This window comes from Cyanobium usitatum str. Tous, from assembly GCF_963920485.1.
GTDB classification, from domain to species: Bacteria; Cyanobacteriota; Cyanobacteriia; order PCC-6307; family Cyanobiaceae; genus Cyanobium_A; species Cyanobium_A usitatum_A.
On the sequence record NZ_OY986431.1, the window covers coordinates 416193 to 429105 of the forward strand.

The following is a 12913-nucleotide window of genomic DNA, read 5'->3' on the forward strand; positions in this document are numbered from 1 at the left end:
CCCAAATCTCCCTCAAGGTCTTGCCTTTCTTACTTTCTCCCCGCACCTTCTACTAATTCTTCCAGATCCGTTCCAGTGATTTGCGGAACTCCCCACCGCTTTGTGGTCGTGCCAGGTCACGCTTCCAAAAGACGCTGCCGATCCACCACACCTGAAGACCGCCAAAGACCAGGGCGACAAGACCCAGTTGGATGTATCCCCAGTTCAGGTGCTCCATTACGCCTGCTGCTGTGCCTTCTGACATCGCTTTGTTTGCTGGTGCTGCTTAAATGCCCACTGGTTGCCCTTCACGACCATTCCGCAGTGCTCACAGGTCGTTGTTGGCACTTCTTTTATCCAGGTGGCGGGGCGCTCACCCACCAGTTCCCGCCTTGATGGGTCAATGCCCCTTCCGCACTGGTAGCGGGTCAGGGCAGGAGCAGTGGTTACGAATCCCGTTTTCAGGCAACGGAACAGCAGGGTCTGCCCCCGAAGGTTCTGGAGTTTGCGGGAAGGAGTGGTCAATTCCTCGTCTCTGTTCTTGTGCCCACTCTGCTTCTTTCTCCTCGGGATGCGCTGCTCGTGATAGTCAAGCACCTTCTCTTTTGTCCTCGCTTGTTCGCTCTTGCCGACCATAGTACTTAATTATGCGATATCTGCATAGTCCGCCGACGCCGCGCCCGCTTCTTCTTTATGCGTTTTTCGTATAGTGGGTGGTGTTATTGGGGGGGGTAGGGTAGGTAAATGTTCTGGGGAGGGGGTGGATGGTTGTATCCATAGACTCCCTCTCTTGCTTGGATTGCCTGATTTGGTTGCGGTCAGGTGCTGCTGCCGCCGAACGTCTTGGTCTCACCCAACCCACCGTTTCTCGCAATGTTTCTCGGGTTTCAGAGGTCTTTGGGGTTCAACTTGTTAAACCTAATGGCGAATGGGGGTTGATAGGAGATACTACTCTTCTTAATATGGAGAGAACTGTTCATCAGCGGTATCGCTGGTTTCGTGATCTTCCATTGAGAATTGAGGCACAGTATTATTCGGGTCCTTTGTTCTGCGACGGTCTGCTGAGTGGTTGGCATCCTGGCAACTTTGACTTTTTAGAGGTTCATACACCTCTACAGCATTTGCGCGAAGGAGTGATAGATGCTTGGATAGGTTCCTATCCAGATATCCCTGATGATGATAATGATTTTGCTTGCTTCCATCTGACTCGTCTGCCTACTTTCTTAGTTGTTGCTGAAGGGCACCCTTTGCTTGCATTGGGAAATCGCATCACCTTGGAAGATGTTAAGAGGTATCCATCCCTGGCACTTCCGGACAATTCCTTCCCGAAGGTTCAGAAAATCCTCCAGGAACTAGGTCTTTGGAGTCTCCCTCTGAATATTCAGCGGTATAATGGTAATTGGCAGGATAAAACACCTGAAAAACTTGCCGTTGGGTACGCTACTTCTCTCACCCTTCATCTCTTTAAATCACCTCAGGTTTTGCTCCCGATCCAGATCTCTCTTGAGGTTGGAGATACATTGATTGTTCGCCGTGAATACGCAGACCATCCGCGCCTGATGGAACTCCTAGAGCATCTTAAGTGCAAGGTGCTTGAACTATCGCAAAAGTTTGCTGATATCCGTATCCCTTAAGTTTCTAGTTCCCGCTGCTGTCTGAACCCTTGGGTTCTACCCGCTCTTGAATAGCAATCTCTGGATAATTCAGTTTGCTCGCGCTGTCTTGCTTTCTTATGGGCATCTTATGTTCCCCATCTCTGTGCTTTTTTGATCTGCCTGTCTGGCGAGTGAGGCGCCTTTCGGGGTGTAGAAGGTGAATCCCAGGAGATTGCGGTATAGCAACTTGTTGTTCTTCTTAAGTCTTGCCTCCGCCTTCTTGCGACAGTCAATCAGTGCTTCGTAATTAATAATCCCCGAACTGCCTTCATTGGCATTTGCTTGTTCTGCTTGTCTTGCTAATCCTGGGCAAATCTGTTCGCGATACTTTCTGCCCAGGTCAATTTCTGCCACCATCGCCTGTGAAGCGAGACTATCCCGTTCATCCTTCAGTGTGCTGCACTGGTTTTGTTCCGCTGCGAACGTGCTTCCAGACCACAGTGTGAGCAGCAAGCACACTGCTGTTCTATTGCTTCCTTTCATCTGCTAAGTGCCCACCGCAATGCTCCAATGGCAATGGACAGTCCCACCATTGTGTTCCATGCGATTGCTCTACGGGCACTGATGCGTTGTAAGAAGGGTGGCAGGGTCTGTGGGCGCTGCAGCAGTAGCAGTGTGGAGACCAGAAGGTAGGCAGCGGGGATGCCCAGGGCGATCAGGAGTTCTGTTCTCATCGCAGCATCAGCAGTCCGCCAGTCAGCAGACCAGCGACATGCACCAGCACTGTGTCCCTGTTGTGTGGTGGGTATGCCAGCAGTGGTCTGACGGGGTTGGGTTCGCTCTTGCTTGCCCAGATCAGGACTGAGAGCACCAGGAAGCACCCCAGGATCTGTAACCCGTGATTCAAGATCCCATCGGTTCCAAAACGGTTGATGGTCTTCAGGTGGAAGGCGAGGTGCTGGACCTTGCCTGTGAGCACCGTGCTGACGGCAAAGATTCCACCCATGCTCACCGCTTTGCGGAGACCCCTGATCGGCAGCACCTGATGACTCACTGGATCAAGACTGCAATGCGCGGGCGACCAGTTATGAGACCCCTCCTGAGGACAGTCTGACCGCTAAGGGACTCAATGGACTCCTTGACCTCACCACCTCAGCGTGAGTAGTACATGTGTATCTGCTCTTGTGCGATGCCTGCTGCCCTTCCCGCCCCTTCTGCGACCCCCGCTGAAGAATGGGAGTTCCTTGAGTGGAATGTCCTCAAACCATCCCGCTCCTCAAGCGTCTGCATCACCTGCCAGCACTTCCGCTACGAGGTCGGCAGGCATTGCGTCACCCTGCTCACCTGTCCGATTCACCAGGGTCTGATTCCTCAAGGGGAGCACCTGACCAAGCGGTGTTCTCAATGGGTTGCACGGCAGGAACTCAAGCGGGGGTGGTGTCCTGAAGGTGGGTGAGGTGGTCGCCTGTTACGGGTATTACTCATGACGCCAGTGCCCGTGGGTCTCATGGTTTTGGCAAAATTGAATGCAAGTCGCTGACATGGTGCTGAATTTGCTTCCTCGTGAGGTCATGAGACAGTTCAGAGTTGCAACGATGCAACTTGCTATTCCCCGCTTGCCCCTTGCAGTCACTGGTTTCTTCCTGGATCAGCACCATGGCATTCTTTGAATCCGAAATCGTTCAAGACGAAGCCAAACGCTTGTTTGGTGATTACCAGCAGCTGATGCAGCTGGGTAGTGAATACGGCAAGTTTGATCGCGAGGGCAAGAAGCTCTACATCGAAAAGATGGAGGACATGATGGAGCGCTACCGGGTGTTTATGAAGCGCTTCGAGCTCTCCGAAGACTTCCAGGCAAAGCTCACCGTGGAGCAGCTACGCACCCAACTGGGCCAGTTCGGTATGACACCGGAAACCATGTTCCAGCAGATGCACCAGACCCTGGAGCGCATGAAGTCTGAGCTGGAGGCCACCGCCTAGCGGCTGCCTACGATCCCGCCACAGAGTCAAGGCGGGTCGCAGTTCGAATGACAACAGCTCAGCCTTCAACAGCTCAGCCGCCAGCAGAGCCACCTAGCGCGCAGCCTCCTCTGCCGGCCTGGCTTGAGCGGGGAATGGCGGATCTGTTCCCCGCCGGCAGCGGTGCAGGTGCCTGCGGCGACCCAGACCAGCAGCTAGCCGCTCGCCTGGAAGAGGCCAAGCGGGCCGGACGGTCCTTGCGCATCAAGCTCGGCATCGACCCCACCGGCTCCCATATCCACCTGGGGCACTCGCTGCTATTCCGCAAGCTGCGGGCCTTCCAGGATGCTGGCCATATCGCCGTGCTGATCATCGGCGACTTCACCGCCCGCATCGGCGATCCCACCGGCAAGAGCGCGACCCGGGTGCAACTCAGCGCTGCTGCGGTAGAGGCCAATGCCGCCACTTACCTGCAGCAGCTGGGTCAGGGCCAGGCCCGCGAGCGCGCCCTGCTGGATTTCGAGACTCCTGGCCGGCTGGAGGTGCGCCGCAACAGCGAGTGGCTCTCAGGGCTTGACCTGCCTCAGGTGATTGAGCTGCTGGGCATCAGCACCGTGGGCCAGATGCTGGCCAAGGAGGACTTTTCCAATCGCTACGGCTCGGGGGCCCCCATCTCCCTGCACGAGTTTCTTTATCCGCTGCTGCAGGGCTACGACTCGGTGCAGGTGCAAGCGGATCTGGAGCTGGGTGGTACCGATCAAAAGTTCAACGTGGCCATGGGCCGCGACCTGCAGCGTCACTTTGGCCAGCGCCCCCAATTTGGAATGCTGCTACCGATCCTGCCGGGACTTGATGGCGTGCAGAAGATGAGCAAAAGCCTGGGCAACACCGTGGGCCTCGCGGAAGACCCCCTTTCGATGTATTCGAAGCTTGAAAAGGTTCCCGATGCGGTGGTCGACGACTACCTCACCCTGCTGACTGATTTGGATTTGGCGGGTCTGCCGCAGAACCCTAGGGAGCGTCAGAAACTGATGGCTCTGGAGATCACCCAGGCGCGCCATGGCGGGCCGGCGGCGGCGGCGGCCCAGCTTGATGCCGCCAAGCTTGTGACCGGTGCGGCGGGGAGCGGTGCGGCCGCCGCCGAGGTGCCGGAAGCGTCGCTGGCAGCGGTGAACTTTCCCGCCAAGGCCTTCTATCTGCTCAGCGCCGTGGGTCTCTGCTCCAGCAGCAGCGAGGCCCGCCGCCAGATCCAGGGTGGCGGCGTCAAGCTAGATGGCGAAAAGCTGGCCGATCCCAATCACGAATTTGCCAGCCCTGATGCCCTCGCCGGCAAGGTGTTGCAGCTGGGCAAGAAGACCTTCCGGCGACTGGTGGCCGGCTGAGCGCTCCCCCCAGCAGCTCCTACCTGGTGCCCAGCAGGTCGTCCCAGCTAGGGCCCTGGGCTGCAGCTGCATCACCGGAACTGCTGCAGGGAATGGTGATGCCCCCATCGCCCCAGGGCTGCCAGGCAGGTAGGGGGCAGGAGGCGCCCGGCTCAAGGCTGAGGGTCACCGGCAGGGGAGTGGAATCGGAGAAGGGCATGGCCACGGCTCGCACCACCCAAGCCTGGGCGGTGACATGGGGCCCTCAATGCAGCGCTGATGCCATGGCGATGTCGCCTGGGCGACGCCCTATCTAGCCTGCAAGCAAGCTGCCAGCGGCCCTTGCTTGAGCCCAGTGATCGAATCATCGTGGCCCTCGATGGCATGGCGCCAGAGCAGGCCCTGTCCTTCACCGCCGCCGTACCCGAGCTGCGTTGGGTCAAGGTGGGACTGGAATTGTTTGTGGCTGGCGGACCGGCGGTGGTGCGGCTGCTGCGGGATCAGGGCAAGCGGGTGTTCCTCGATCTCAAGTTCCACGACATCCCGGCCACGATGGCCGGCGCCTGCCGCAGTGCCGCCCGCCTCGGTGCCGAGCTGATCACGGTGCATGCCAGTGCGGGCAGCGCGGCCCTGGGCGCGGCCCAGGCGGAGGCGCTGGAGTCGGCTGTGGCGGCAGGCCTGCCTGCCCCCACCCTGCTGGCTGTGACGGTGCTCACCAGCTGGGAGCAGGCCCGTTTTGCCTCCGAGCTGGCGATTGGGGAGCCGCTTGCTGCCTACGTGCCCCGGCTGGCCCAGCTGGCGGCGGCGGCCGGTATCGGTGGCTGCGTCTGCTCACCGCTGGAGGTGGCCGCCCTGCGGGCTGCCCATCCCGAGCCCTTTGCCCTGGTGACCCCCGGCATCCGCCCAGCTGGAGCGGCCCTTGGCGATCAGCAGCGGGTGCTGACGCCCGCTCAGGCCGTCGCCGCCGGTGCCAGCCAGTTGGTGATCGGCCGGCCGATCACGGCGGCGCCAGATCCAGCTGCGGCCTTCGCGGCTTGTTGCCTGGAGCTGGGCGGGTTTTAGGTCACCAGTGAGCTTCAGGCCACCAGGGAGCTTCGGGGTACGAGTTCGGCGTAGAGCGCCTCTAAGGCGTCGATGTTGCCCTCCAGGGTGTAGCGCTCTAGGGCGCGGGTCCGGGCCCGCCGGCCCAGCTCAGCGGTGAGCACGGGTTGATCGCGCAGCACCGGAAGCAAGGTGCGCAGCTGGGTGGTAACGCCCTGGGTGCTGATCACGATGCCGGCGCCCCCCTCCAGCACCTCGCCGTCGGCGCCGGCGTCGGTGGCGATGCAGGCGGTGCCGCTGGCCATGGCCTCCAGCAGGGCCAGGCTCAGGCCCTCCACCAGGGAGGGCAGTAGAAACACCTCGGCTAGCTGCTGGAAGGCCACGCGCCGCTCCAGGCTGGGCTCATAGCCCCACCAGACCAGATCTGGTTCATCCCCCGGGGCCTGCAGCGCAGCGCGCAGGGGGCCATCGCCCACGATCACCAGCACGCAGCCGGCGGGTCGCACGAGCCGCCAGGCCTTGATGAGGGCCTCGACGTTTTTCTCAGTTGCCACCCGACCCATGTACAGAAAGACGCGCCGGCCGGCAAAGCGCTGGCGCAGCTCCTGCAGGTCTGGGCTGGCAGCGGTGGCCAGCGATGCCGGCTGCCACATGGTGGTGTCGACGCCGTTGGGGATCACGGCCAGCCGCTCGGCCCGCACCCCCAGGCGCAGCAGCATCTCCGCCTGCAGCTCCGAAAACACGATCACCCGGTCAAATTTGGCAAGGGTGGGCCCATAGAGCTGGTAGGTGAGCTGCTGGGTGCCGGCGGTGAGGTTGCGCAAGCTGGCATCGAAGGCCGGATGAAAGGTGGCCACCACCGGCAGCCCCAGCTGCTGGCAGAGATCGGGTAAGCGGAAATCGAGGGGGGAGAGGGTGAGGCTGGCGTGGACCAGGTCGGGCTTGAGTCGCTCCAGGGATTCGCGCAATTCCCGCTGGGCCCCCAGCGATGGAATCGTGTACACCTGCGACTTCACCAGGTAGGGCAGGGCAACTTCCGGGCCGCCGCCATTGCTGTCGCCCTGGTTGTCAGCGTCCAGCAGGGCATCGCTGGAGCGAGCCAGGCTGCCGGGGGGGGTGTCGAAGTGGATAAAGCTGATCCCATGGCCCCGGCTGCGCAGCGCGTGAGTCGTGCTCAGTCCGTAGGTGACGTTGCCGCAGAACGGTGTTTTCTTGCCCAGCCAGGCAATGTGGGCCACCAGGGCTCGCGCGTCCGGAGTCTCACGCTACCAGCGCTGCCATGGCCGCTCCAATACGGCCGCCACCAGGGCAATGGCTGCCAGGCCCCAGAGCACCGGCAGCAGGCCGTAGCGGCTCACCACCGCCCCTGCCAGCACCAATGGCAGGCTCAGGGCCACGTTGATCAGGTTGTTTTGCAGGCCAAACACCTTGCCGCGCAGCTCTTCGGGGGTTTCTTCCTGGATTGTGGTTTGGGCGGGAATCGCCAGCAGGGCCGAGCCCACCCCCAGTACGCCGCAGAGCAGCAAGGTGAACACCAAATTGCCGCGCAACTGACCCAGCAGCACCAGGCTCCAGCCGATCGTGCCCAGGCCCGTGGCAGCCAGGTGGCGGCGGTTGAGCCCCTGGCCCAGCTGGGCCACGGCCAGGGCCCCAATGGCCAGGCCCAGGCCGCTCATCGCCAGCAGGGTCCCAAACTGGGTGGGGCCAAGTCCGGGGATGGCCGCCGCCAGGCTGATCGCCAGCACGTAAAGGGCGGCAAGCAGGCTGTAGAGCAACACCAGCTGCACCATGGCGCTGAACACCCGTGGCCGCTCCCGCAGCACCTGTATCCCCTCGCCGATCTCCTGCCACACGGTTGTGCGGCTCGGCGGCCGAGGCGGCTCCTGCCAGCGGATTCGGCTGATGGCTACGGCCGCCAGGCCATAGCAAAGCGGCAGCAGTAGAAATTCACCGCCGCTGATGCCGATGCGTTGCAGGCCCAGGTTTAGGAGCCGCAGGATCGGATCACCCAGGGCAAAGCCCACGATCGTGGCGGCCATGCTGGTGGCCTGATATAGCGAGTTTGCGGCTAGCAGCTGGTCGCTGGGCACCAGCTGGGGTAGGGCTGCCTGTTCGGCCGGCGCAAAAAACTGGGTCAGCACCGACTCGAAAAAGGTCATCAGCACCAGCCCCCAGTAACCCCAGCTCAGCCCCAGCCACTCGGGGCCCTCCACCAGGCAGAGGGGGGCAAGCAAGACCAGCAGCGCCCGCAGGCCGTTGGAGGCCACCATCACGCCCCGCTTGGGCCAGCGGTCGGCCCAGACCCCGGCGACAGTGCCCAGCAGCATGGCTGGAATCGTGTTGGCCACGTAGATCCCCGTGGCCAGCAGGGTGATCATCTGAGCCCGGGTTTCGGGCAGGTCCAGCCGGATTGCCGAGGCAGCCTCCGCCAGGGCTGGGTTGGCTTCAGGCGTTCCCTTCACCCAGGTCTGGGCGATCAGGAACACCATCAGCACGATGTAAAACTTGTCCGCCAGCTGGGAGAAGATCTGGCCAAGCCAGAGCCAGCGGAAATCGGGTAGCGCCAGAACGCCCTGCAATCCGGTGGCGTTGGAATTGCCGCTCAAACTGGCTCGAATTGCTGCAGGCTCGTCATGATGGCGCAGCCCCGGCTGCCAAGCCGGTGCGCAGCAGCCGGAAGGCCCGGGGTTTGCGGCTGAGATGCTCCTGGCACCAGTGCTCCACTAGCTCCAGCAAGTGCAGCCACACCGGCAGGGGGCCCATCAGTTCGCCATCGCGCCGGCGGGGCAGGTTGGGCCGCAGCAGCCGTTGCAGCAGGGCCAGTTCGGATGCATTGAGCACCACCCGCGCCCCCGGCACGCCACCGATCACCAACCCCTCGCTCGGCACCAGGCTGCAGCGCCAATTCCAATCGCCCACGGGTGGATCCAGGGGCTCACCACTGCGGCTGCAGCAGCCCAGGGGTAAGGCGTAGCCGCCGAGGGCCAGCAGGTGGACGCTGCCCTGCACCGCAATTGCCAAGGCTTCTAGGTCGCAGCCCCGCTTCTGCACCAGGGCGTCGAGGCGGCCCAGCTGCATCAGTAGGTCGCCCAAGATTCCGGCGGAGGGTGCGTCGCTTGGAACCAGGGCCAGGCAGAGCTCCATCAGGGCCTGGGCGGCGGCGAGGGCCTCCAGCTGCTGGGCCAGGCCGCTGTAGCTGCGCAGCACTTTCAGTTGACGCACCCGCCTCAGGCCGCTGCGACCGCCCACCTGCAGGCGTAGATGGCTCAGGGGCACGGCGGCGGCCAGGCTGCTGCGGGGTCTGCGCGCCCCCGGCACGGCCAGCCGCACCACCCCCTCCTCGTCGCTGAGCAGGGTGAGCAGCCTGTCGTTTTCGCCCAGGGGCCGGCAGCTCAGCGCCAACCCTTCAAGGCTTTGCTCCGGCACGGTTGCTTCAGCCCCGCATCGCCTGGGCCAGGGCCACGCCGCGGCTGGTGCCGAGCCGGGTGGCGCCAGCCTCCACCAGGGCGAGGGCCTGCTCCAGGTTGGCGATGCCACCGGAGGCCTTGATGGCTGCCCGCCCGCGGGCCAGCTGGCGCAGCTGTTCGATGTGGTCCACCGTTACCGCTGGCCCAAAGCCGCTGCCGCTTTTAAGGAAGCGGGCGCCGGCATCGATGCTGATCTCCACCAGCAGGGCCAGGGCGTCGGGATCCAGCCTGCCCACCTCCAGGATCACCTTCACCGGCAGGCCCAGCTCGCAGATGGCGGCCAGTTCGTCGTGGATCGGCGTGCTCTGGCGGTCCGCTAGGGCGCCGAAATCGGGCACCACGTCCAGTTCGTCGGCCCCGGCCTCAGCCGCTGCCACCGCTTCGGCCAGCTTCACCGCCGCCGGCACGGCACCGAAGGGGAAGCCCACCACGGCAATCAGCTGGGGGCTGGCGCCCTTGCCCTCAAGGGGCAGCTGCTCCCTAGCAGTGGCCACCCAGCGGGAGGCCACGCACACCCCGGCAAAGCCGAAATGGCGGGCTTCCTCGCAGCACTGGCGCACGGCGCTGCTGCCGTGGTGGGGATCCAGCAGGGCGTGGTCGATCAGGGGGGCTAGGTCTGGCCGGTCGGCGCTCACGCGTCTTTGGCCTGGATTACCCCGAAGCCGCCATGGTTGCGGTGGTACACGACCTGGATCTGGCCAGTTTCGGCGTCGCGGAAGACGTAGAAGTCGTGGTCGATCAGCTCCAGCTGGTGCAGGGCATCATCGAGGCTCATCGAGGGCATGTCGTAGTACTTGCGCCGCACCCCCCGGTTGGGCAGTTCGGGCTCCTTGCCGTCCACCAAGGTGCTGCCGGGGGGCGGCAGATTGGCGGCGGCGCCAGCCTCCTCGTCGCGGGCGGAGCGGTGCACCGGCCCTTGGGCCTGCTCCTGGATGCGGTCCTTGTAGCGGTGCAGCTGGCGGCTGAGCTTGCTGGCCACCAGGTCGATGCTGGCGTAGAGGTTGTCGCTGCGCTCCTGGGCGCGGATCACGGTGCCATTGGCAAACATCGTGACTTCGACCGTTTGCTGCGGCACCCGGGGGTTGCGGGCCACCGACAGGTGCACGTCGGCCTCTTTGACAAGGCCCTCAAAGTGGTGAATGGCGCGGATCAGCTTGGTTTCGGTGTACTCCCGGATGGCGGGAGTGACGTCAAGATTGCGGCCATGGATAAGCAGTTTCATCAGATGGCAACCGCCTCAGGTGCTCTGGTGCACCAACGCTAAGAACGGCTTGTGATAACTCCCAACCTCGATGCAATCCTTTTTGAAGCGACGGCTCCGGTGCCGTTTGAACGGGCCTGGGCGGTCCAGCGCCAGCTGCAGCAGCGGCTGCTGGCCCATCCCGAGGGCCCCGACGCCGTGCTCCTGCTTGAGCATGAGCCCTGCTACACCATGGGCCGCGGCGCTTCGGAGGCCTTTCTGCGCTTCGATCCCGCCGCACCGCCCCTGCCCCTACACCGCATTGACCGCGGCGGCGAGGTGACCCACCACGCCCCGGGCCAGCTGGTGCTCTACCCGGTGCTCAATTTGCAGCGCCACGGCGCTGACCTGCACCAGTATCTGCGCCAACTTGAGCAGGTGGTGATCGATGTGCTGGCGGGTTTGGATTTGCAGGGCGAGCGGATCGATGGGCTCACCGGGGTGTGGCTGGAGGGCCGCAAGCTGGCGGCGATCGGGGTGGGGGCGCGGCGCTGGATCAGCCAGCACGGCCTGGCCCTGAATGTGGATTGCGACCTGGCTGGTTTTGCGCCGGTGGTGCCCTGCGGACTCGCTGATCGGCCCGTGGGGCGCCTGGTGGATTGGCGGCCGCAACTCAACGCCCAGCAGCTGCGCCGGCCATTGCTGGAGGCTTTTGCCAGTCGTTTCGGCCTGGTGCTGCGGCCATCCAATCCCCAGGACGGGGTGTTCAAGCTGTGACTGCTGAGCTGGCCAGGGAAATTATTTTCCGCAGCGGCGAACATCTTGTTCTGGTGGCTTCCAGTGTGGCGCTGGCCCTGCTGATCGCCCTGCCCCTGGGGCTGGCGATTCAGGCGCACCCCCGCTGGCGCCGCCTGGTGCTGGGGCTGGCCAATGCCGTGCAGACCATCCCCAGCCTGGCGATCTTCGGCTTGCTGCTCACCGTGCCCCTGCTTGGTGGCATTGGTTCCACGCCGGCGGTGGTGGCCCTCACTCTTTACGCCTTGCTGCCCCTGCTGCGCGGACTGCTCACCGGGCTCCAACAGGTTCCGCCCGGGCTGAAGCAGGCCGGGCAGGCCCTGGGGCTCAGTGGCGGCCAGGTGTTGCGCTACGTGGAGCTGCCGCTGGCCCTGCCCAGCCTGATGGCGGGCCTGCGGGTGGCTGCCGTGATCTCCGTGGGGGTGGCCACGATCGGCGCGGCGATTGGTGCCGGTGGGCTGGGGGTATTCATCTTCCGGGGCATCGCCACGGTGAACAACACCCTGCTGCTGGCCGGGGCCCTGCCGGCGGCGGCCATTGCCCTGGCTGCCGATGCTTGTCTGGGAGCCCTCGAGACACACCTGACCCGGGGGTCGCGGCAGCCACGCCCCAGGCCATGGCTCCGGCGGCGGTGGGTCCTGGCGGCGGCCCTGCTCGGCTCGGCCCTGCTTGCCATCGCCCTCGGCTGGCATCAGCTGGCCCCTCCAGGCCCTGCCGGCTCGGTGGTGATCGGGGCCAAGGGTTTTACCGAACAGCAGTTGCTCGGTGAACTGCTGGCCCAGGAAATTGAAGAGCACACTTCGCTCCAGGTGCGGCGCGAATTCAGCCTTGGCAGCACCTTTCTCTGCCATGAGGCCGTGCGCCAGGGCCGGGTCGATGGCTACGTCGAATACACCGGCACGGCATGGTCGGCGATCCTCAAGCAGCCCTCGAGCCCCGGCGCCAGCGACCGCGCCAGCCTCTGGAACCGTGCTCGCCGGCTTTACGCCGAGCGCTACGGGCTGCGGATGTTCCCCTCGCTTGGCTTCGAGAACACCTTTGCGATTTTGATCCGCCGGGCCCAGGGGCAGCAACTCGGGCTCCGGAGCATCAGCCAGGCGGTGCTGCCGGCCCGCCGATGGCGGGCCGCCTTCGGCTACGAGTTTCTCAACCGGGGCGATGGCTACCCGGGGCTGGCGAGCCGCTATGGCCTGCGTTTCGCCGCGCCGCCTACGGCCATGGATCTGGGCCTCACCTACCGGGCCCTGGCCGACGGCCGGGTGGATTTGATTGCAGGCGACAGCACCAGCGGCCTGATTCCCGCCCTGAAGCTGCAGGTGCTGCTGGACGACCGCCACTACTTCCCCGCCTATGACGCGGTGCCCGTGTTCAACGCCGCAAGCCTGGAGCGCCATCCGGAGCTGGTGCCGGTGCTGGAGAACCTGGCGGGCCGCATCTCGGCCGTCACCATGCAACAGCTCAATGCCGCGGTGGATCTGGAGCACCAGAGCCCCGAACTGGTGGTGCGCCGCTGGCGGCAGAATCACTGAATAGGCC

General features: G+C 63.9%; 16 protein-coding genes. 6 read left to right on the forward strand and 10 right to left on the reverse strand.

The annotated features are described in order from the left end of the window. Positions 1-52 precede the first annotated feature (52 nt). Both U9970_RS02230 and U9970_RS02235 read right to left on the reverse strand, forming a co-directional pair. Positions 53-217, reverse strand: coding sequence for a hypothetical protein (locus U9970_RS02230; protein ID WP_322765110.1), 165 nt, complete (start codon positions 215-217; stop codon positions 53-55). Then, positions 217-615 (reverse strand): hypothetical protein, encoded by a 399-nt coding sequence (locus tag U9970_RS02235; RefSeq protein WP_322765111.1) that lies wholly within the window; start codon positions 613-615, stop codon positions 217-219. Before U9970_RS02235 ends, U9970_RS02230 begins: the two co-directional genes overlap by 1 nt. A gap of 158 nt (positions 616-773) precedes the next feature. Here U9970_RS02235 and U9970_RS02240 point away from each other — a divergent pair, with 158 nt between their 5' ends. Beyond that, positions 774-1613, forward strand: coding sequence for a LysR family transcriptional regulator (locus tag U9970_RS02240; protein WP_322765112.1), 840 nt, complete (start codon positions 774-776; stop codon positions 1611-1613). A gap of 96 nt (positions 1614-1709) precedes the next feature. Here the strand turns inward: U9970_RS02240 and U9970_RS02245 are convergent, their stop codons facing one another. Together U9970_RS02245 and U9970_RS02250 are read right to left on the reverse strand one after the other, a co-directional pair. Then, on the reverse strand, positions 1710-2087 hold the full coding sequence (locus U9970_RS02245) for a hypothetical protein (RefSeq protein ID WP_322765113.1): 378 nt from the start codon (positions 2085-2087) through the stop codon (positions 1710-1712). Between the two features lie 217 nt (positions 2088-2304). Continuing rightward, positions 2305-2628, reverse strand: coding sequence for a hypothetical protein (locus U9970_RS02250; RefSeq protein WP_322765114.1), 324 nt, complete (start codon positions 2626-2628; stop codon positions 2305-2307). A 602-nt stretch (positions 2629-3230) separates the two neighbouring features. Here U9970_RS02250 and U9970_RS02255 point away from each other — a divergent pair. Further along, on the forward strand, positions 3231-3554 hold the full coding sequence (locus U9970_RS02255; protein ID WP_106502272.1) for a DUF1825 family protein: 324 nt from the start codon (positions 3231-3233) through the stop codon (positions 3552-3554). Positions 3555-3688: 134 nt separating this feature from the next. After that, positions 3689-4915 (forward strand): tyrosine--tRNA ligase, encoded by a 1227-nt coding sequence (gene tyrS / locus U9970_RS02260; protein WP_322765115.1) that lies wholly within the window; start codon positions 3689-3691, stop codon positions 4913-4915. A 19-nt stretch (positions 4916-4934) separates the two neighbouring features. On the opposite strand, the gene U9970_RS02265 is transcribed toward tyrS, so the two are convergent. Further along, on the reverse strand, positions 4935-5114 hold the full coding sequence (locus U9970_RS02265) for a hypothetical protein (protein ID WP_255024466.1): 180 nt from the start codon (positions 5112-5114) through the stop codon (positions 4935-4937). A gap of 122 nt (positions 5115-5236) precedes the next feature. On the opposite strand from U9970_RS02265, the gene pyrF reads away from it, so the two are divergent. Further along, a complete protein-coding gene (gene pyrF / locus U9970_RS02270) occupies positions 5237-5956 on the forward strand; it encodes an orotidine-5'-phosphate decarboxylase (RefSeq protein ID WP_322765116.1) in 720 nt (239 codons plus the stop codon). 14 nt (positions 5957-5970) lie between these two features. Here the strand turns inward: pyrF and U9970_RS02275 are convergent, their stop codons facing one another. The 5 genes from U9970_RS02275 to hpf are packed head-to-tail and all read right to left on the reverse strand — an operon-like array spanning position 5971 to position 10624. Then, positions 5971-7173 carry a glycosyltransferase family 4 protein gene (locus tag U9970_RS02275; RefSeq protein WP_322765117.1) on the reverse strand — a complete coding sequence of 401 codons (1203 nt, stop codon included), beginning with the start codon at positions 7171-7173 and terminating at the stop codon, positions 5971-5973. Positions 7174-7200: 27 nt separating this feature from the next. Beyond that, positions 7201-8541, reverse strand: a complete 1341-nt coding sequence (locus U9970_RS02280; RefSeq protein ID WP_322765118.1) for an MFS transporter — start codon at positions 8539-8541, stop codon at positions 7201-7203. 25 nt (positions 8542-8566) lie between these two features. After that, a complete protein-coding gene (recO, locus tag U9970_RS02285; RefSeq protein WP_322765119.1) occupies positions 8567-9361 on the reverse strand; it encodes a DNA repair protein RecO in 795 nt (264 codons plus the stop codon). 7 nt (positions 9362-9368) lie between these two features. Continuing rightward, on the reverse strand, positions 9369-10037 hold the full coding sequence (gene deoC / locus U9970_RS02290; RefSeq protein ID WP_255024472.1) for a deoxyribose-phosphate aldolase: 669 nt from the start codon (positions 10035-10037) through the stop codon (positions 9369-9371). Next, positions 10034-10624, reverse strand: a complete 591-nt coding sequence (gene hpf / locus U9970_RS02295) for a ribosome hibernation-promoting factor, HPF/YfiA family (protein ID WP_255023686.1) — start codon at positions 10622-10624, stop codon at positions 10034-10036. Before hpf ends, deoC begins: the two co-directional genes overlap by 4 nt. Before the next feature lie 54 nt (positions 10625-10678). Here hpf and lipB point away from each other — a divergent pair, with 54 nt between their 5' ends. Both lipB and U9970_RS02305 read left to right on the forward strand, forming a co-directional pair. Continuing rightward, positions 10679-11359: a lipoyl(octanoyl) transferase LipB gene (lipB, locus tag U9970_RS02300; protein ID WP_322765990.1), complete on the forward strand. Its 681-nt coding sequence runs from the start codon at positions 10679-10681 to the stop codon at positions 11357-11359. After that, positions 11356-12906 (forward strand): ABC transporter permease/substrate-binding protein, encoded by a 1551-nt coding sequence (locus U9970_RS02305; RefSeq protein ID WP_322765120.1) that lies wholly within the window; start codon positions 11356-11358, stop codon positions 12904-12906. Before lipB ends, U9970_RS02305 begins: the two co-directional genes overlap by 4 nt. Positions 12907-12913: the final 7 nt, after the last annotated feature.

Excerpts from the sequence above, each read along its gene's own strand:
- U9970_RS02230 (WP_322765110.1), bottom strand. The coding sequence starts at position 217 with ATGGAGCACCTGAACTGGGGATACATCCAACTGGGTCTTGTCGCCCTG.
- hpf (WP_255023686.1), bottom strand. The coding sequence starts at position 10,624 with ATGAAACTGCTTATCCATGGCCGCAATCTTGACGTCACTCCCGCCATC.
- tyrS (WP_322765115.1), top strand. The coding sequence starts at position 3,689 with ATGGCGGATCTGTTCCCCGCCGGCAGCGGTGCAGGTGCCTGCGGCGAC.
- U9970_RS02255 (WP_106502272.1), top strand. The coding sequence starts at position 3,231 with ATGGCATTCTTTGAATCCGAAATCGTTCAAGACGAAGCCAAACGCTTG.
- U9970_RS02235 (WP_322765111.1), bottom strand. The coding sequence starts at position 615 with ATGGTCGGCAAGAGCGAACAAGCGAGGACAAAAGAGAAGGTGCTTGAC.
- U9970_RS02265 (WP_255024466.1), bottom strand. The coding sequence starts at position 5,114 with ATGCCCTTCTCCGATTCCACTCCCCTGCCGGTGACCCTCAGCCTTGAG.